Raw genomic sequence first — 17932 nt, forward strand, 5'->3', positions numbered from 1 at the left:
CGTCCATCTACAATAATATTGATTGTAGAACTCGCTTTAAGCTAGTAAACACAACACATAAAAAAAGGCTCGCTGTTGCGAGCCTCTCTTAAGATATAACCTGGTCTTAATGATTAATAATCTTCTCTTGGTGATTAATCGATTCTTGGTGAATGGCTTTAAACACACGAAGAATAAATTCTTCACTTAAGTTCTTCTCTTCTCCTTGAAGAATCATTTTTCCTAAAATCTCATTCCAACGTTTAGACTGTAACACGGCAACATTGTGCTCTTTTTTTAACTGCCCTATATCGTCGGCTATATTCATACGCTTCCCTAACATTTCAATCAACTGATGATCCACCACATCGATTTGAGTTCTTAAGGTGTTTATTTTGTTATTGTACGCCTTATCATCACCTACTTCCTTTCGGATTTTTAAATCTTCAGTATACTTTATTAAAGTTTCTGGTGTAATTTGTTGTGCGGCATCACTCCACGCGTTATCAGGATCGTGGTGTGTTTCTATCATTAAACCATCGTAGTTTAAATCTAAAGCTGTCTGACTTAAATCAAAAATAATATCACGACGACCTGCAATATGCGATGGATCTAAAATCAATGGCAAATCAGGAAAACGGTTTTGTAGATCTACAGCCACTTGCCACTCCGGATTATTTCTGTATCGTGTTTTTTCATAAGTTGAGAATCCTCTGTGGATGACACCTAAATTCTTAATGTCATTTGTATAAAAACGTTCTACAGCTCCTAACCATAATGACAAATCTGGGTTTACTGGGTTTTTGATCAACACAGGCTTATCAGTTCCTTTTAGAGCATCAGCAATATCTTGAACTATAAATGGGCTTACGGTAGTACGCGCTCCAATCCAAAGGATATCTACATCGTGTTTTAAGGCCAATTCTACATGGTTGGCATTAGCCACCTCTGTAGTTATCTTCATACCTGTTTCTTCTTTTGCTTTTTGCAGCCATTTTAGGCCCAATGCACCAACTCCTTCAAAATTTCCAGGTCGCGTTCTTGGTTTCCAGATACCTGCTCTAAATACTGTAGCATCGCTATCTTTTAGTTGATGTGCTATTTTTAACACCTGCTCTTCAGTTTCCGCACTACATGGTCCTGCGATAACCAGTGGATGGTCTAAGTTATATGCATCTAACCAATTCCTTAATTCTTTTTTGTTTTCCATCTGCTATTAATCTTCTTTTTCTAAATTTTATTGTATTCCGTTTAATATGTCTTTTATATGATTTGTAGTTTCCATTTCATTATAGACGGCTTCAAAATCACCATTCTCCATAAGCTGTTTAAAATGTTTGAGGTTACTTATATATTCGTCTAAAGTTTCTATAACATTGGTTTTATTTTGCTGAAATATTGGTGTCCACATGGCTGGCGAACTTTTTGCCAAACGCACTGTACTTTCAAAACCACTGCCTGCCATATCAAAAATATCGCGTTCGTTCTTTTCTTTTTCAATGACCGTTTTACCCAACATAAATGAACTGATGTGAGACAAATGCGATACATAAGCAATGTGCTTGTCATGAGCCTTAGGGTTCATATAGCGAATACGCATCCCTAATTCTACAAATAGTTTCAGCGCTTTTTCCTGAAGTTTGAATGCCGTCTCTTCAACCTCGCAAATGATATTTGTTTTGTTTCTGTACAGACCTTCTAGAGCGGCTTTGGGTCCAGAAAATTCCGTACCTGCAATAGGATGTGCTGCTAAAAAATTTCTACGTTTTGGATGATTTTTCACCTTTAGACAAATATCCTCTTTTGTTGAACCTACATCAAACACAATTGTGTTGTCATTGATTTTATCCAACACCTTAGGTAAAACATCTAAAGTAGCATCAACAGGAATGGCAATGATCACCAAATCGGCTTTATCTAATTCTTCAAAACTTGATTTTTCATCAATTACACCTAAACCAATTGCTTCATCTAAGTGCGATTCGTTTTTATCTATTCCAAAAATGTGACATTCAGAATTTTGCTTTTTTATATCCAAAGCAAAGCTTCCACCAATTAATCCTACTCCTATGACAAAAACATTCTCCATGTCTCTAAATTCTTGCGATTGCTTCTTTTATTATTTCTTCTGGTGCACATAATGAAAAGCGAACATAACCCTCACCATTACTCCCAAAAACAGTTCCTGGAGCAATAAAAATGGAATGCTTTTTTAATACCATATCCGTAAACTCTTCGGATTTTATGTTTGGTGGTAATTTTGCCCAAACAAACATTCCTGTGGCATGCTCATCGTATGTACAATTGAGTGCTTCTGCTAATTTCCAAATTAGTTCACGCCTTAGTTGATATACACTGTTTAAACTTACAAACCACATGTCTGAACATTTTAAAGCTTCTATAGCACCTTTTTGGACACCATAAAACATTCCGGAATCCATATTACTCTTCACCTTTAAAACGGCACTGAGATGCTCGTGGCTCCCTACAACCATACCTACCCTCCAGCCAGACATATTAAACGTCTTGCTAAATGAATTAAGCTCTAAACACACCTCTTTAGCATTCCTATAACGCATAATACTTATAGGTCTTTCGTTTAATACAAAACTGTAAGGGTTATCGTTGACGATAAGAATATTATGGCGTTTGCCAAAAGCAATGACCTCATCATAAAATTTGTTGGGTGCATTTGCGCCTGTTGGCATATGCGGATAATTAATCCACATAATTTTTACTTTAGTCAGATTTAAGCGTTCTAAGGCTATAAAATCTGGCAACCAATGATTGTCTTCCTTTAAATCGTATAAAATTGGCTTCGCTTCCAATAGTTTGGTTACAGAAGAATAAGTTGGATACCCTGGATTTGGTATTAAAACCTCATCACCTTTGTTTAAAAATGCCATTGAAATATGCATTATACCTTCCTTACTACCCAATAATGGCAGCACCTCTACTTGTCCGCTTAGGTTAACTCTAAAACGCTTTTTATAAAAATTAGCTATTTCTTCCCTTAGCTCTGGCAAGCCTTGGTAACTCTGATATTTATTTGCACCCTCATCATTTAAGCTCTCTTTTAATTGAACTATTGCTTTAGAAGGAGGCTCTAAATCTGGGCTACCAATACCTAAGTTAATGATTGGTTTTCCTTGCGATTTTAAGAACGCAACTTCGCGCAACTTTTTAGAAAAGTAGTATTCTTCAACATGTTTTAATCGGTTGGCAACTTCAATCATAATCTTGCATTTTTATATTCGCCCAACACTTTAAAATTCTCTGCCATTAACTGCATAATGGAACTCGCTTTTTCATAGTCTTTATAATCTTCAAAAGTAACATCGACAAAAAAGGCATATTTCCAAGGAGTATCAATTTTTGGTAAAGATTGAATTTTGGTTAGGTTTAGTTTACAATCACTCATAACATTGAGTATTGTAGCTAAGCTACCACGTTTATGGTCTAATTCAAATTTTAAGGATGCCTTATTGATTCCTTTTCGTTCAACTTCGTAATTTTCTCGCTTAACAATAACAAAGCGTGTTTCGTTATGTTTTATGGTTTGAATGCTTTCTGCCAAAACATCTAAGCCATACAAATGCGCTGCTTTTTTGCTTGCAATGGCTGCAATGCCTTTTATGTTTTCTTCTGAAATTTGTTTAGCCACGTCTGCTGTATCCTTAGCTTCTACTAATTTAATATGCGGAAAATCTTTAAAAAAGACTTTACACTGTAGCAACGCCATAGGATGCGAATGCACTTCTTTGATAGATTCTACTGTTTCACCTTTTAATGCCAACAAATTATGCTGAATGTCCAAATAGTACTCACCAACCATTGTTAAATTATGATTATCGATCAAAGCATAATTAGGGATAATTGAGCCAGCAATAGAATTCTCCAAAGCCATAACAACAAAATCCGTATTGCCTTTTAAAAGACTATCTACTGTACCGTCAAAGGACATACACTCAATCACATCTGCTTTATCGTTAAAATAAAGTTGAGCAACTTCGTGATGAAACGACCCCTTAATTCCTTGTATGGCTATTGGTTTTGTCATAATAAAAAAAGCCTCGATATTATCGAGACTTTTTTAATTTATATTTTAAATAAAACATACCCAGTCTCGTTCCTTTAGCTATAAAAGAAATAAAACCAGTTAAAATATGTTTTAGATGTGTTCATATTTATTTTCCACAAATGTGGAAGTCTTTAATTATGTGGCTAATGTAATTAATATTTTTATAAATCAAAATGCTTGGATTAGTTTTTTGAAATTAATTTTTAAGTTTTAAAGAATAACCAATTATTACTTCATAAAATTATATAATCCTTACTTTTGATTAAACTTTTTCCAATATGTCTATTGAAGTTAAAAACATTACAAAGCTTTATAAGGATCAAAAAGCGCTGAATAATGTTTCGTTTAAGGTGAAAGATGCTGAAATAGTTGGCTTTTTAGGACCAAATGGTGCTGGAAAATCCACAATGATGAAGATTCTAACCACTTATATTGAAGCTTCTGAAGGCTCTGCAAATGTTAATGGTTTTGATGTTAACACCAATAAGAAGAATGTACAAAGCAGTGTTGGTTATCTACCAGAGCACAATCCGCTTTATACGGATTTGTACGTAAAAGAGTATTTAAATTTTAACGCTAACGTATATGGTGCTTCAAAATCTAGAATTGAAGACGTTATTGAGCTGACTGGTTTAACTCCAGAGGCGCACAAAAAAATCGGTCAATTGTCTAAAGGCTACAGGCAACGTGTTGGTTTGGCAAATGCCTTATTACACAATCCTGATGTGTTGATTTTAGATGAACCTACCACTGGCTTAGACCCAAATCAGTTAGTGGACATTAGAAATTTAATTAGAACTATTGGCAAAGAAAAAACCGTTTTTCTATCCACACACATTATGCAAGAAGTTGAAGCGATGTGCGATCGTGTGATAATTATAAATAAAGGCGAAGTTGTTGCTGACAAATATTTAAAAGATTTAAGAGACGGAGAGAAGCAGGTTGTTATTGTAGAGTTTGACTATCGTGTAGAAGATGCCTTTTTGCTAAAATTACCTAAAGTTACTTCGGTAAAAAACACACACGATTTTATCTACGAAATCACCTTCTCTACTAAAGATGATATGCGTTCTCATGTGTTTGATTTTGCACATGATAACAAGTTGAAAATCCTACAGCTCAATCAGAAAAATGCGAGTTTGGAGAGTTTGTTTAGGGAATTGACAGGCCCATCCTAGCCTTCATACTTCGACTGCGCTCAGTACAGGCTCAAGAAGGAACTCTCAATGTTATGAAGATATCTAATCAAAAATCAATTGTCCAGTATAAATCCTCTCGACATCTACAATAGGCGGCTCGTTTACTGCAATAACATTTCCTGTTCCTCTCAGCTCTCCTGTTAAAGATTGTATTGGGTTTACAATCATATCATTGCTTCCTCTATGACTAATATCTACATTCTGAGCTGTTAAATTTTCTCCTTCAAAACGACCAGAACCAGCGAAGAAACCTACAAACAAATTTTCGGCAGTTCCCTCAATATAAAACGAGGAAATATTATTAGATATAATATTTAAATTCTGACTATCAACTACCAACCTAAAGTCACCAACCGTAAATTCAACATTCTCATTAAAGTCTTCTGAAATCAGATTTAAATCTGGGTAGGTTAGAGTGCCATTGGAAGACACCTCGTATTGTGACGAATTTCTTATCTCTGTTAAGTTCGGTGCTTCTACATAAATCTTAGTGATGCCATAGTCCCTTACATAGTTGCAAGTATTCCCGTCCGTAAGCACTAATCGATTACCTATAACCTCAGCTTTGACATCATTGAGTAAATTTTCACCTATTTCTATAGTGACTTTATAGCCTGAAGCCTCAGAAATAATCAGCTCTATATCTCTATTGACTAAAATCCTTTCAAAATCTGAAACCTCAACCTCTTGTTGAATAATGTTTCCTGAAGTCTGAAAGCAATCGTTAGCATCTTCACTGTTACAAGCGAACACCAGAAAAACACATATGTAAATTATTTTTTTCATAGTCTTACTCCAATTCCAAATTCAACAGCTTCAGCTTTTGCTCCATGGGATTTTAATGTTATAGCACCAAAGAATTTATTTCCAAAATAACGTTTTAATCCTATTCGTATATAAGTTCTCCCTTCAAAATCAAAAGGGTAATATAAATAATAGCCCAATTGTGTTTCTATGGACATCTTATTGATAAAAAGCTCATGTCCTGCGAATAACCCAACACGTTTATAATCTTCATCTCCGCTAACATTTTCTTCTGGAAAGGAAACAGATTGATAATAAATTAACTCTTTTAAAAAGTTTGAAAAAAATACATCAGCACCAAATTGAACAGCACTAATGTGGCTCAATCGTTTATCGGCATAAGCCGACACCACATAAAACGGAAATTGACCACTGCCAATAATATCGCTTTGGTTAATACCGCTTCTAAAGGCGATATTGTATTTAATGCGTTCCGTGAATTTATCGTCGTCTAGGTTATCAATAAACTCTTGATCTTCTTCACCCAGATTATAGTTTAACCCTACGTTAAAAGCGATGGTATTGACGCTTGTGTTTGGTGCTTTTACATTAGCATTAGAATAGTGAATTAAAGACAAACCCGCTTGCAAACCAACACGATTAAGCAGTCGTTCTTTTTTATAATTCAGCATCACATAAGTTGAACTCAACAAATGCGAACCAAAGGCAATGTTCTTATGGTTTTCCAATTTATCGTATGGGTTGGTGTTATAGGCTATACCTTGCCCAACACGAAGCGTTAGATTTCGCTTAAAAAAGTAGAAATTGTAATGCGCATACAGTCCGTAATTATTACCTAGAACATCATTCTTTAAATCTTGATAAATAAATGAAGCGCCATAATCTGGATAGTTAAAACGTTGCTCCCAAGGGTCGTTTCCAAAGGTTTTTTTGTTCCAGCTTAAAATAACACCTTCAGGATGACCTGTAATTAAATGAAGAATATCGTTATTATGAAGTGCAATGTTTCCTGAGAAATAATTCAAATCGAAATACGAGTCAGACGTTCTCTTTTCTTGAGAAAACAACAGCAATCCAAATAGAATTATAAAACCTGTAAGCCAGTACTTCATAGATAATATGGTTACTGGCAAAAGTAATAGAATAATTAATTTAAAAACAAAGTCGCCAATAAAGATACTGCTGTTATCAATAATAGCTTTATAGCAAACCTAAATTCGGCCTTATTATTTTTTATGAGTTTCATTTTTAAGGGGCTTTGAAATACAATACAAATATGAAGCGCAATATCCGTTTTAGTGTTAAGCTAAGTCTAAGGAAATGTTACCGTTTAATAAATATGTATGCTACTGTAAATGAATGCCACACTCTCTATTTTGTAAGACTTTTATAGGGTCGAAATAATCTATATTCTTTGGTAACTGATGCTTGTCTATATACGCATCTAAATCGGCATCACTCCAATAATAAAATGGACTGACTTTTAGAATACCATCTTTGCTATAGCTTAAAATGTCCTTCTTGTTTCTATATTCGGTTTGTCTTACTCTAATATTAGTAAACCAAACATCTGGATTTTGTTCTTTTAAGGCACGTCTAAAGGGCTCTAGCTTTACCACTTCAGAGAAAACGGAATGGTTATTATCATCTATATTGGGTAAACCAATGGTTTTATCGATTTCTTCCTTGGTCAACAAGGATTGGTACTTTTGAATGTTAAGATTGTAATCTTTTATTAAACTTGAGGCGTGAGTATAGGTATTTGGCTCATTATATAATGTATCACACCAAACCACTCTAATATTTTTATCATGGCGAGACATTGTGCTCAATAATACTGCTGAATAGACTCCAAAACTCGTCGTTACTATTCTATTGTCTGACAACCTCAAAGCCCATTCAACAATCTCATCAGGCGTTCTGTTTCTTAATTTTTTATTCCAAATATCTAGATCTAATCTAATCATTACTTAAGCTTTAAATTTTTAATACTATTATCCTATAGACTTAGTAGAGTACATGCAAACATATAGATAATTAAGTATTTTTCTGAATATTAATTTAAAAATATAGTTGGGTTTAAGGATGAGACAAATCAGCCAGGCTTGTATTTCTAAAAATCTCTAAGGTATTATCCCTTACTTTAATCATTATGTTATGAACGGCACAAGCGTTTTCATCTGGGCAATCATCACATTTTTCGTAGAAATTTAAACTCACGCAAGGCACCATAGCTATTGGCCCCTCTAATAATCTCATTATGCTTGTCATTGGAATTTCTTTTGGGTCTTTTAATAAATAATAGCCACCACCTTTGCCTTTTTTTGAGCCTAAAATTCCATTTTTCTTTAAAGTGAGTAATATGCTTTCTAAAAATTTTTGAGAAATATTTTCTGCTTTGGAGATTGAAGAAATCTGAACAGGAACCCTATCTTCTTTCTTCGCTAAATGCACTAAAGCTTTTATCCCATATTTTGTTTTCTTTGAAAGCATAGTGTAAATCTAATACATTTTTATAACTCTATGATTTACACTTTTGCCAATTAAAAACTACAGTTATATTTAATTTATGCTATCATTTCTTTCTTTTTTATACTAAAAACTGGTCGTAAAAGTTTAGCCAATTGATGATATTCAATTAAAAAGGCATCATGCCCATGTATAGACTTTATCTCACCTATGGTTACGTTTTCTTTTACTGATTTTAGTTCCACAAAAGTCTTCCAGTTTTCTTCAGGTTTAAATAACAAATCTGAATTAATGGTTATTATATGAATATCTGCCGTTATGTGTTTAGCAATTGACCCAAATCTGAGTTCACCTTCTCCTTGCGTAATATCTATGGTTCTTAAAATTTGATTCATCATTTTATAGGCTTTTAGATGAAATCTGTTTGAAAGATTGTCTCCATGATAATTCAGCCAAGATTCAACATTAAAAAGGGTGCTCATTTTTTTTGATCGCTCAAATTTCTGGGTCAATGACTCTGGTGTACGGTATAATGTCATTGCATGTCTTCTTGCGTCTTCAAGTGGTTTTGAAGAGTTATTTAGAATAGCATCTTGTATATGACAATTGGCAATAATCCAGTCCGTAGATTTCCAATCTGTAGCAATTGGGATAAGATTTTCAATTAAATAGGGTTTCAACGCTGCCAATTCCCAAGCGATACCTCCACCAACAGAACCACCTATAACAGCATACAGTTCATTTATATTTAATCGCTCTAAACCTATCGCAAACAATTTGGCAATGTCCCTAGCCGTAAAATCCTTATAGTTATCAATTAGGTTTTCTCTAATGTCACCATAACCATTGCCGGGAATATTAAAGGCTATAATTGTGTAATAATTAGTATCTATACATTTATTATCACCTATTAAATCATTCCACCAGCCATTTTCGCCAATTATATTTGAGTTTCCTGTAAGCGCATGATTGACTAATATTATCGGTGCAGTACCCAGAGTAACACCAAAAGTTTGATAAGACAATGAAATAGCTACAGTCTCACCATTTTTAGTTCTATAATTTGGAATATTAATATGTTTTAAGTTTCTCATGAATCTTTTTTTTAAGATTAACAGATGCCCTAGTACAAGGGCATCTGTTCTAAACTAAACAACACTAAAGGCTAATCTTGAAAAACGTTATGCTGTTTTACAACAGCAAATGCTTCCTTCAAATCGGCTTTTAAATCTTCAATATTTTCTATACCAACTGATAAACGGATAAGATCTTTCGTCACACCAGTGCTTTGTTGAGCTTCATCAGTTAATTGCTGATGTGTAGTACTCGCAGGATGTATAATCAGTGATTTTGTATCTCCAATGTTCGCTAAAAGTGAAAATAGTTTTGTTGTGTCTGCAATGGTCTTTGCAGATTCATAACCACCATCGACACCAAAAGTAACCACACCACTCTGACCTTGAGGTAAATATTTTTTAGCAAGCTCATGGTATTTACTGGTTTTTAGACCTGGATAATTTACCCATGTCACTTCTGGTTGCTCTTGTAACCACTTCGCCAATTCTAGAGCATTCTGGCTGTGCTTTTTTATACGTAATTCTAAGGTCTCTAAACCTTGTATAATCTGAAACGCATTAAACGGACTCAAAGCACCTCCATAATCTCGCAAGCCTTCTATCCTTACTTTGGCAATAAATGCAGCTTCTTCAAGAGCTTCATTATACACTAAGCCATGGTAACCAGGTGATGGTTCTGTGAATTCAGGAAACTTTCCATTAGCCCAATCAAAAGTACCTGCGTCAATGATGACTCCTCCAAGTGCTGTTCCATTACCGTTGATATATTTTGTTAATGAATGGATAACAATATTTGCACCATAGTCAATTGGGTTTAGCAGATACGGTGTTGCAACTGTATTGTCAACAATAAGAGGTACTTTGTATGTTTTTGCTTCTTTTGAAATAGCTTCAATATCCAACACATCTAATTTTGGATTCCCTAAGGATTCAATGAAAAAAGCCCTTGTATTTTCTTGAGCAGCTTTGTTGAAGTTTTCTGGATCTGATGGATCTACGAAGGTGGTCGTTATACCATGTCTCGGTAATGTTACGCTCAACAAATTATAGGTTCCGCCATACAAACTGTTGGATGCTACAATATGATCTCCAGCTTTTAACAAGGTCAGCAAACTTGTTGCGATTGCCGATGTACCTGAAGCTGTAACTACTGCTGCAATTCCGCCTTCTAATGACGCTAACCGTTGTTCTAAAATATCATTTGTTGGGTTGTTGATTCTTGTATAGATATTACCCGTTTCTGCTAAAGCAAACAGATTTGCAGCATGGTCAGAATCATTGAAAACATATGCTGTGGATTGATAAATAGGAACAGCTCTGGTTCCTCCATTGTTTTGGACATCGTGTCCTGCATGCAACGCTTTTGTTGCGAATTTTTGTGTACTCATTTTTCTAAGTTTTTGAGTTAATAAATAATTAAAACAAAAGCCAAATAGACCTCGGTTAGAGGCATACTTAATAGAAAAATGTTATGAAGAAATATGCTAATTACAGATGAGTAATTAGTCTTGGGTTATCTATCTAAATTTGCAAAAAATGACTCGCAAATTCAAGTAGAATTTAGCACCTTCTTAGTAAATCTAAGGGTTGCTAAGGCTTCAATGGGTCTAATCCCTCCACCTTTCTTGATAACATTTCAGTAAGTGTTTTGAACTTTGTGAGTACAAATATTGTGTTATAAATTTTTAATTTCAAAATAAAACGGCAAGTTTTTAAATTATTTATGAAATCGACAAAATAAACGCTTGTTTTTGAAAAATATGTAATATATCTTAAATCTATAATCATATTGATATAGATTCAATTGTAAATGAACAAACTATTTTCAAGTTTCTTATCGCTTAAACCTTTTTTATCTTAAATTTTAATCTGTACATTTGCCCAGATTAAAAAAGAGGAAAAATTTGTTCTGATTGCAACCTCAATAAAAAATGCTAAAGCAGTTAGGTTTTCAACTTCTCTAGCAACCAAGCAATCTCAATAGGTTTTTCAAGAATACATTAAAATTTAAAAGAGATTTATGCCATATTTATTTACTTCAGAAAGTGTTTCGGAAGGTCATCCAGATAAAGTAGCTGATCAAATTAGTGACGCTTTAATAGATAATTTTTTAGCTTTTGACCCGGAGTCTAAAGTGGCTTGTGAAACTTTGGTAACCACAGGACAAGTGGTGCTTGCAGGCGAAGTAAAATCCAACACCTACTTAGATGTTCAAAAAATAGCTAGAGATACCATTAATAAGATTGGCTACACCAAAAGCGAATACATGTTCGATGGCAATTCTTGTGGTGTTTTCTCAGCAATACATGAGCAATCTGAGGATATTAATCGTGGTGTAGATAGAGCTTCCAAAGAAGAGCAAGGTGCTGGTGACCAAGGGATGATGTTTGGTTATGCTACAAACGAAACCGACAATTATATGCCACTGGCTTTAGATATTTCGCATATTATTTTAAAGGAATTAGCTGAACTTCGTAGGGAAAATAAAGACATCACTTATTTAAGACCAGATTCTAAAAGTCAAGTAACGATTGAGTATAGTGACGATAACACACCTCAACGTATTGACGCTATTGTGGTTTCTACACAGCATGATGACTTTGATTCTGATGAAGCCATGCTCGCTAAAATCAGAAAGGACATTGTAGAAATCCTCATCCCAAGAGTAGTAGCAAAAGTACCTGACCATATTAAACCATTATTTACTGATGATATTAAGTACCATATTAATCCTACTGGAAAATTCGTCATCGGTGGACCACATGGAGATACTGGTCTAACAGGAAGAAAAATTATTGTAGATACTTATGGTGGTAAAGGCGCCCATGGAGGAGGAGCTTTTTCTGGTAAAGACCCAAGTAAAGTAGATCGAAGTGCTGCTTATGCCACAAGACATATTGCAAAAAACTTGGTTGCAGCCGGACTTTGTGAAGAAATTTTAGTGCAAGTATCCTACGCGATTGGTGTTGTTGAACCTATGGGCATTTTTGTAGATACCTATGGTACGTGTCCATTTAACTTAACGGATGGTGAAATCGCTGAAAAAGTATCTGAAATATTTGATATGCGACCTGCTGCTATTGAAAAACGTTTAAAATTACGTCAACCAATGTATAGCGAAACCGCTGCTTATGGCCACATGGGACGACAACATGAAACCGTAACCAAAACATTTGAGCAGCCTTATGGTGAGCCCGTTTCGCTTGATGTAGAGTTATTTACATGGGAAAAACTAGATTATGTTGATAAAGTTAAAGCAGCTTTTAAGATATAGTGCTTATCCCTTTTATTATGTATTAAACCCTCTTGAAATTTATCTTGAGGGTTTCTTTTTATCGAAAACATGCTATTTAAGGTAGGAATTTATACTTTCTATCTGTTTTATACCAAACAAACACATAAAACTCAATTAAATCAACACATTATGATCAACATTAAAAAATTCCCAAATCTTATTTTAATGCTTTTCTTTTCGTTACTCACCGTTACATCTTGTCAAAAAGATGATGGTTCAGGAGGTGGCGGACCACAAGAAAACATTCCAGACACTTTTTCAGAATATTTTGGCAATTCAGTTTCACGAAATTTTCTTGGTAACGTTATAGACACTAATAAAAACCCTATTGAAGGAGTTACCATAACCATTGGTAACCAAACCGCTCTAACAGACAGCAATGGCGTTTTTATACTGAACAACGCAACAGTTAACGAACGTTTTGGTTATATAAAAGCTGAAAAAACAGGTTACATTCATGGCTCTAGAAGTGTTGTACCTTCCAATGGTACTAACAAGGTTACCATTATGCTACTAGAAGCCACAGTAGTTGGCACAGTGAGTAGTGGCACACCTGAAACTGTAACCGCCAATGATGGTAGTTCAGTAAGCTTTGACGGTAATTTTACAAAAGAAGACGGTTCTTCCTATTCTGGTTCTGTGGATGTCATTATGCATCATTTGGATCCAGCAGATGAGGATATGCCAATGCAAATGCCAGGCATGCTCTATGCTGAAAATGAAGAAGGTGCCGAACGTATGTTACAAACTTTAGGAATGTTGGCTGTAGAACTAAGAGGCTCTGGTGGTGAAGATTTAAATTTAGCCGAAGGTTCTACTTCTGAAATAAAAATCCCTGTAGATGCTAGTTTGATGGGAATAGCACCAGCAACTATACCACTTTGGTATTTTGATGAAGTCAACGGTTACTGGAAAGAAGAGGGTGTCGCTACATTACAGGGCAATATGTATGTTGGTACAGTGTCGCATTTTTCATTCTGGAATTGCGATATACCAGCTGAAGCGATAACACTTTGCGTTACTGTAACTGATGAAGATAACAACACACTTAACAATTTATACGTCACCATTACAAGTGCAACATTTGGCACAAGAGGTGGTTATGCCAATGATAACGGAGAGGTGTGTGGTTTTGTCCCTAGCGATGAAAGTTTAGTACTTAATGTGTATAATTATAATGTATGTGGCGAAAATGCTCTACATACTGAAACTGTCGGACCATTTAGTTCAGATTCAAACCTTACGGTTATTGTACCCGATAATCCTGATATTATCCAGGAAACGGTTGTTGGTACATTTAACACCTGTGATGATAACGCAGTAACGGATGGCTATGTACAAGTGACTTATGGTAACCAGTCGTTTACAGATGCAGTAACTGACGGAACTTTTGAAGTTAACCTTTTAAGATGTAATGAGAATAACGAGTTTACCATTAAAGGAAGCGATTACGTTAACTTACAAACTACGGACAGCATTAGCTATACCTTTACAACACCTTTAACCGATATTGGTGTGATTACGGCATGTAATTCGATTACAGAATTTATTCAATACACCATTGATGATGGAGAAACCGAATTTTTCATCTCTGACAATATCACTGCTAACTTTTATACAGACAGCCCTAACACAAATGGACCAACATTGGATATTTATGGAAATGGTGATGGACAAACCACATGTTTCTATTTATTTAGTAGGCTAGATGAAACATCCTATGAAGGCACGTATGATTACTTAGACTGGAATGACATTAACGACACAGGGTTTAACATTACAGAATGTATAGGCATGGCTGACACCAATAACAATGTTATATACAACCTTACCACTTTAGGCGACGTAGGAGAATATATTGACATCAATTTTAGTGGCTCTTATGAAGATTGGAATGGAGGTTCCCATACCATAACTGGTACTATACATGTACTAAGGGATAACTAAAACCTAAATACATAGATTTAAAAAAAACCTTCTCATCTGAGAAGGTTTTTATTTTTAATGAAACTTTTTACGCAACCTTTTGGTGATTATTACATCTATTAAATATAAAACTAAAATCAATCGCTATGAAATCAACAGACTTTTTAATTCTCCCAGTATTTATTAGTCTAATTATTTTCTCATGTAATAATGAAGACTTAGAAGATCAAAATAACACAGAGTTTATTGAGTACACTATAGATGGTGGAGAGCCTGTTACAATTTTTGAAGATATAAATGCCATCTTCTATCCTAATAATCAAGATTTTTCAAGCCCTGTATTAGATATTTTTACATTTACAAACGATTATAACACTTGTTTTCGCATAAGAGGTGCTCTACATAACCCTAATTATTTAGGCACTTATGATAATCATGATTTTCAGGAAAATGATACAGGATTCTCTATGGATGATTTTGACTGGGTTAATTGTTCTGATGCATTTAATATTAGCAGCATTAATAATAATATAACCTACAACTTAACAGTACTTGGAGAAGTTGGTGAGTATATAGACATTAATTTTAGTGGAGACTATGAAGATTATGATGGTAATCCACATACTATAACTGGCATTGTACATGTCATAAGAGACAACTAGTAGTTACACTTTTGAAAAACAAACTATAAACTCTCAAGTCAAAAAAAATTAAGATTTAAGAGTTTTTATTTGTGAGAATTTTAACGCAACCCTTTTACACTTTCTGTATCTTAGTTTTAGAAACTATCATCAATCATCAATCAAAAAATGAAATCAGTTCTATCCATATGGCTGGTGCTATTTATCTGTTTTCTCAATACAACTTCCTGTAGGGAGAATACAGATAAAACCAACCAAAACAATACCATAAACACCTTTGCTGACTATTTAGGCGAACCAATTAAAATTGACCTAAAGGGTAAAGTTATAGACCTTAACAATACTCCACTAGATAGTGTTTTGGTTGTTGCCGGAAACAAGTCTGCCACAACCGATGAATATGGTAATTTTACAATTAAAAATGTATCGGCCCACCAAGAATTTGTAGCTCTAGAAGCTCAAAGAAAAGATTTTAAAAATACAGTGGTAAATCTTGTTCCTAAAAAAGATACGAGTACAGTAAACATAACACTTCACAAGGCTACAGCACCGTGTTTGTTTTGGTTTTGTAAACACAATCACAACTTACCTAATACTATTGATTAAGAAAAATTAATACGATTTTTTCACGCAACCTTTTGGTGGTTTTTACATCTAAAAGATAAAACCAACAACCAATCACTATGAAATCATCAACAATTATCTTTTCATTTTTATTCACTTTTCTCCTAGTATTTTCTTCTTGTCAACACGATGATGGCAGTTTTAGAGATGGCGAACAACAAGAGAATATTCCGGATACCTTTTCACAATATTTTGGCAATACCATTAATAGGGATTTTCTCGGAACTGTAGTCAATAAAAATAATCTTCCCTTACAAGGTGTTACAATAACCATAGGCAATGAGACTGCCCAAACCGACAGCAATGGTGTTTTTATTATTAAAGATGCTGAAGTTAATGAGCGTTTCGGCTATATAAAAGCTGAAAAAGCAGGATACATTCATGGTTCTCGAAGTGTTGTCCCATCGGAGGGCACTAACAAAGTAGAGATTATGTTGCTCGAAGCTACTCCTATTGCCACAATAAGCAGTGGTACTGCCGAAACGGTTTCTTTATCTAATGGTAGTTCCGTAAGTTTTGATGGCAATTTTGTTAAGGAAGATGGCTCAGATTATGAAGGCAGTGTAAATGTGATTATGCACCATTTAGATCCTGTTGACCAAGATATGCCAATGCAAATGCCAGGCATGCTCTATGCCGAAAATGAAGATGGTGCCGAACGTATGCTACAAACTTTAGGTATGCTTGCGGTAGAATTACGAGGCTCTGGTGGAGAAGAATTAAACTTGGCAGAAGGCTCAATATCTGAAATTAAAATGCCTGTGGATGCCAGTTTAATGGGAATTGCACCAGCAACCATACCGCTTTGGTATTTTGATGAAGCCAATGGCTATTGGAAAGAAGAAGGCGAAGCTACGCTACAAGGTAATATGTATGTTGGTTCCGTATCACATTTTTCTTTTTGGAATTGTGACATTCCTGCTGAAGCGATTACACTTTGTGTTACAGTTACAGATGAAAGTGGTAATGCCATAAATAATCTTAGTGTAAATATAACAAGCCTAACATTTGGCACAAGAGGTGGTAACACCAACGAAAATGGCGAAGTCTGTGGTTTTGTTCCAAGTGGTGAAACCTTAGAACTTAATATCTATGTCCAATACTCATGCGATACTTCACTTTTGTATTCTGAAATGATTGGACCTTTTAATGCAGATTCCAGTATTTCTGTTATCGTTCCCAATCATCCAGTTATAAGTTTTGAGACAATTAGAGGTAATTTTTTAAACTGTGATGGAAATCCTGTAAGTAACGGTTATATACAACTGACCTATGGTAATCAATCGTACACAGAAATTGTCAATGAAGAAGGTGACTTTGAATTTCAATTTTTAAGCTGTTCAACGAATGATGCATTTGGTATTACTGGCACTGATTATGATAACTTAACAGAAACCGACCATCTAAATTTCTTTTTTACTTCTCCTGTTACAGACATAGGAACGATAATGGCATGTAATTCCGTTGAGGAATTTGTTCAATATGTCATAGGAGACAATATTACCGTGATTGATTTTGATAATATTAATGCAACATTTACGGAAATTCCTAATAATATTTATCCAATAACACATATGCTATCGATAAATGGAAGTACCAATGTTGACAATATTAACCATAATTACAATTTAAAGGTTTGGGCCCATGCTCCAGACTTCATTGGCTTATATAATACCGATGACACATCTTTTATAGCATCTAGTGGCGTTGCATCAATTGGGATATTATCCATAAACACTCTTGGTGAAGTTGGAGAATACATAGATATAAGTTTCAGTGGATTCCATAGTTCACAAAATGGCGTTTTACCTGTACATGGCACAATTCATGTATTAAGAGATGAGTAAAAACTAAAAAAAGCCCTATCAGTTGATAGG

16 protein-coding genes and 1 riboswitch are annotated in these 17932 nt (G+C 34.6%); of the genes, 6 read left to right on the forward strand and 10 right to left on the reverse strand.

Going from position 1 to position 17932, the window contains the following annotated elements:
* Window positions 1-106: 106 nt before the first annotated feature.
* From SIB89_RS06870 to SIB89_RS06885, 4 genes are read right to left on the reverse strand one after another with little or no spacing between them, the layout of a single operon-like run.
* Window positions 107-1189, reverse strand: coding sequence for a bifunctional 3-deoxy-7-phosphoheptulonate synthase/chorismate mutase type II (locus tag SIB89_RS06870; protein ID WP_155090129.1), 1083 nt, complete (start codon window positions 1187-1189; stop codon window positions 107-109).
* 27 nt (window positions 1190-1216) lie between these two features.
* Window positions 1217-2068: a prephenate dehydrogenase gene (locus tag SIB89_RS06875; RefSeq protein ID WP_412561653.1), complete on the reverse strand. Its 852-nt coding sequence runs from the start codon at window positions 2066-2068 to the stop codon at window positions 1217-1219.
* 4 nt (window positions 2069-2072) lie between these two features.
* The gene (locus SIB89_RS06880; protein ID WP_412561654.1) at window positions 2073-3215 is read right to left on the reverse strand and encodes a pyridoxal phosphate-dependent aminotransferase; all 1143 of its coding nucleotides are present in this window, start codon (window positions 3213-3215) and stop codon (window positions 2073-2075) included.
* Window positions 3212-4039 (reverse strand): prephenate dehydratase, encoded by an 828-nt coding sequence (locus tag SIB89_RS06885; protein WP_412561655.1) that lies wholly within the window; start codon window positions 4037-4039, stop codon window positions 3212-3214. Before SIB89_RS06885 ends, SIB89_RS06880 begins: the two co-directional genes overlap by 4 nt.
* A gap of 299 nt (window positions 4040-4338) precedes the next feature.
* On the opposite strand from SIB89_RS06885, the gene gldA reads away from it, so the two are divergent.
* The gene (gldA, locus tag SIB89_RS06890; protein ID WP_273288970.1) at window positions 4339-5238 is read left to right on the forward strand and encodes a gliding motility-associated ABC transporter ATP-binding subunit GldA; all 900 of its coding nucleotides are present in this window, start codon (window positions 4339-4341) and stop codon (window positions 5236-5238) included.
* A gap of 63 nt (window positions 5239-5301) precedes the next feature.
* Here the strand turns inward: gldA and SIB89_RS06895 are convergent, their stop codons facing one another.
* From SIB89_RS06895 to SIB89_RS06920, 6 genes are all read right to left on the reverse strand, one after another.
* Window positions 5302-6045 carry a head GIN domain-containing protein gene (locus SIB89_RS06895; RefSeq protein ID WP_412561656.1) on the reverse strand — a complete coding sequence of 248 codons (744 nt, stop codon included), beginning with the start codon at window positions 6043-6045 and terminating at the stop codon, window positions 5302-5304.
* Complete coding sequence (locus SIB89_RS06900; RefSeq protein WP_412561657.1) at window positions 6042-7136, reverse strand: acyloxyacyl hydrolase; 1095 nt, start codon at window positions 7134-7136, stop codon at window positions 6042-6044. The genes SIB89_RS06895 and SIB89_RS06900 overlap by 4 nt, the downstream gene beginning before the upstream one ends.
* Window positions 7137-7370: 234 nt before the next feature.
* Window positions 7371-7991: a phosphoadenosine phosphosulfate reductase family protein gene (locus SIB89_RS06905; protein WP_412561658.1), complete on the reverse strand. Its 621-nt coding sequence runs from the start codon at window positions 7989-7991 to the stop codon at window positions 7371-7373.
* A 112-nt stretch (window positions 7992-8103) separates the two neighbouring features.
* Window positions 8104-8517: an RrF2 family transcriptional regulator gene (locus SIB89_RS06910; RefSeq protein WP_155090136.1), complete on the reverse strand. Its 414-nt coding sequence runs from the start codon at window positions 8515-8517 to the stop codon at window positions 8104-8106.
* A gap of 74 nt (window positions 8518-8591) precedes the next feature.
* Window positions 8592-9587, reverse strand: coding sequence for an alpha/beta fold hydrolase (locus SIB89_RS06915; protein ID WP_412561659.1), 996 nt, complete (start codon window positions 9585-9587; stop codon window positions 8592-8594).
* A 71-nt stretch (window positions 9588-9658) separates the two neighbouring features.
* Window positions 9659-10957: an O-acetylhomoserine aminocarboxypropyltransferase/cysteine synthase family protein gene (locus SIB89_RS06920; RefSeq protein ID WP_412561660.1), complete on the reverse strand. Its 1299-nt coding sequence runs from the start codon at window positions 10955-10957 to the stop codon at window positions 9659-9661.
* Between the two features lie 122 nt (window positions 10958-11079).
* A riboswitch (SAM riboswitch) is annotated at window positions 11080-11204 on the reverse strand.
* A gap of 385 nt (window positions 11205-11589) precedes the next feature.
* On the opposite strand from SIB89_RS06920, the gene metK reads away from it, so the two are divergent.
* The 5 genes from metK to SIB89_RS06945 all read left to right on the forward strand — a co-directional run bounded on the left by metK (window position 11590) and on the right by SIB89_RS06945 (window position 17902).
* Window positions 11590-12843, forward strand: a complete 1254-nt coding sequence (metK, locus tag SIB89_RS06925) for a methionine adenosyltransferase (protein WP_412561661.1) — start codon at window positions 11590-11592, stop codon at window positions 12841-12843.
* 150 nt (window positions 12844-12993) lie between these two features.
* Window positions 12994-14811: a hypothetical protein gene (locus tag SIB89_RS06930; protein WP_412561662.1), complete on the forward strand. Its 1818-nt coding sequence runs from the start codon at window positions 12994-12996 to the stop codon at window positions 14809-14811.
* Window positions 14812-14936: 125 nt separating this feature from the next.
* Complete coding sequence (locus tag SIB89_RS06935; protein WP_412561663.1) at window positions 14937-15452, forward strand: hypothetical protein; 516 nt, start codon at window positions 14937-14939, stop codon at window positions 15450-15452.
* Between the two features lie 147 nt (window positions 15453-15599).
* Window positions 15600-16037, forward strand: a complete 438-nt coding sequence (locus SIB89_RS06940; RefSeq protein WP_412561664.1) for a carboxypeptidase-like regulatory domain-containing protein — start codon at window positions 15600-15602, stop codon at window positions 16035-16037.
* Between the two features lie 77 nt (window positions 16038-16114).
* Complete coding sequence (locus SIB89_RS06945; protein WP_412561665.1) at window positions 16115-17902, forward strand: hypothetical protein; 1788 nt, start codon at window positions 16115-16117, stop codon at window positions 17900-17902.
* The last annotated feature ends 30 nt before the right edge of the window (window positions 17903-17932 follow it).

The sequence above is a fragment of the Winogradskyella sp. MIT101101 genome (assembly GCF_047126865.1).
In the GTDB taxonomy this organism is placed as follows: Bacteria; Bacteroidota; Bacteroidia; order Flavobacteriales; family Flavobacteriaceae; genus Winogradskyella; species Winogradskyella ouciana.

Bases quoted from the DNA above. Each gene is read 5' to 3' on its own strand.
- SIB89_RS06870 (WP_155090129.1), bottom strand. From the start codon at position 1,189: ATGGAAAACAAAAAAGAATTAAGGAATTGGTTAGATGCATATAACTTA.
- SIB89_RS06875 (WP_412561653.1), bottom strand. From the start codon at position 2,068: ATGGAGAATGTTTTTGTCATAGGAGTAGGATTAATTGGTGGAAGCTTT.
- SIB89_RS06880 (WP_412561654.1), bottom strand. From the start codon at position 3,215: ATGATTGAAGTTGCCAACCGATTAAAACATGTTGAAGAATACTACTTT.
- SIB89_RS06885 (WP_412561655.1), bottom strand. From the start codon at position 4,039: ATGACAAAACCAATAGCCATACAAGGAATTAAGGGGTCGTTTCATCAC.
- gldA (WP_273288970.1), top strand. From the start codon at position 4,339: ATGTCTATTGAAGTTAAAAACATTACAAAGCTTTATAAGGATCAAAAA.
- SIB89_RS06895 (WP_412561656.1), bottom strand. From the start codon at position 6,045: ATGAAAAAAATAATTTACATATGTGTTTTTCTGGTGTTCGCTTGTAAC.
- SIB89_RS06900 (WP_412561657.1), bottom strand. From the start codon at position 7,136: ATGAAGTACTGGCTTACAGGTTTTATAATTCTATTTGGATTGCTGTTG.
- SIB89_RS06905 (WP_412561658.1), bottom strand. From the start codon at position 7,991: ATGATTAGATTAGATCTAGATATTTGGAATAAAAAATTAAGAAACAGA.
- SIB89_RS06910 (WP_155090136.1), bottom strand. From the start codon at position 8,517: ATGCTTTCAAAGAAAACAAAATATGGGATAAAAGCTTTAGTGCATTTA.
- SIB89_RS06915 (WP_412561659.1), bottom strand. From the start codon at position 9,587: ATGAGAAACTTAAAACATATTAATATTCCAAATTATAGAACTAAAAAT.
- SIB89_RS06920 (WP_412561660.1), bottom strand. From the start codon at position 10,957: ATGAGTACACAAAAATTCGCAACAAAAGCGTTGCATGCAGGACACGAT.
- metK (WP_412561661.1), top strand. From the start codon at position 11,590: ATGCCATATTTATTTACTTCAGAAAGTGTTTCGGAAGGTCATCCAGAT.
- SIB89_RS06930 (WP_412561662.1), top strand. From the start codon at position 12,994: ATGATCAACATTAAAAAATTCCCAAATCTTATTTTAATGCTTTTCTTT.
- SIB89_RS06935 (WP_412561663.1), top strand. From the start codon at position 14,937: ATGAAATCAACAGACTTTTTAATTCTCCCAGTATTTATTAGTCTAATT.
- SIB89_RS06940 (WP_412561664.1), top strand. From the start codon at position 15,600: ATGAAATCAGTTCTATCCATATGGCTGGTGCTATTTATCTGTTTTCTC.
- SIB89_RS06945 (WP_412561665.1), top strand. From the start codon at position 16,115: ATGAAATCATCAACAATTATCTTTTCATTTTTATTCACTTTTCTCCTA.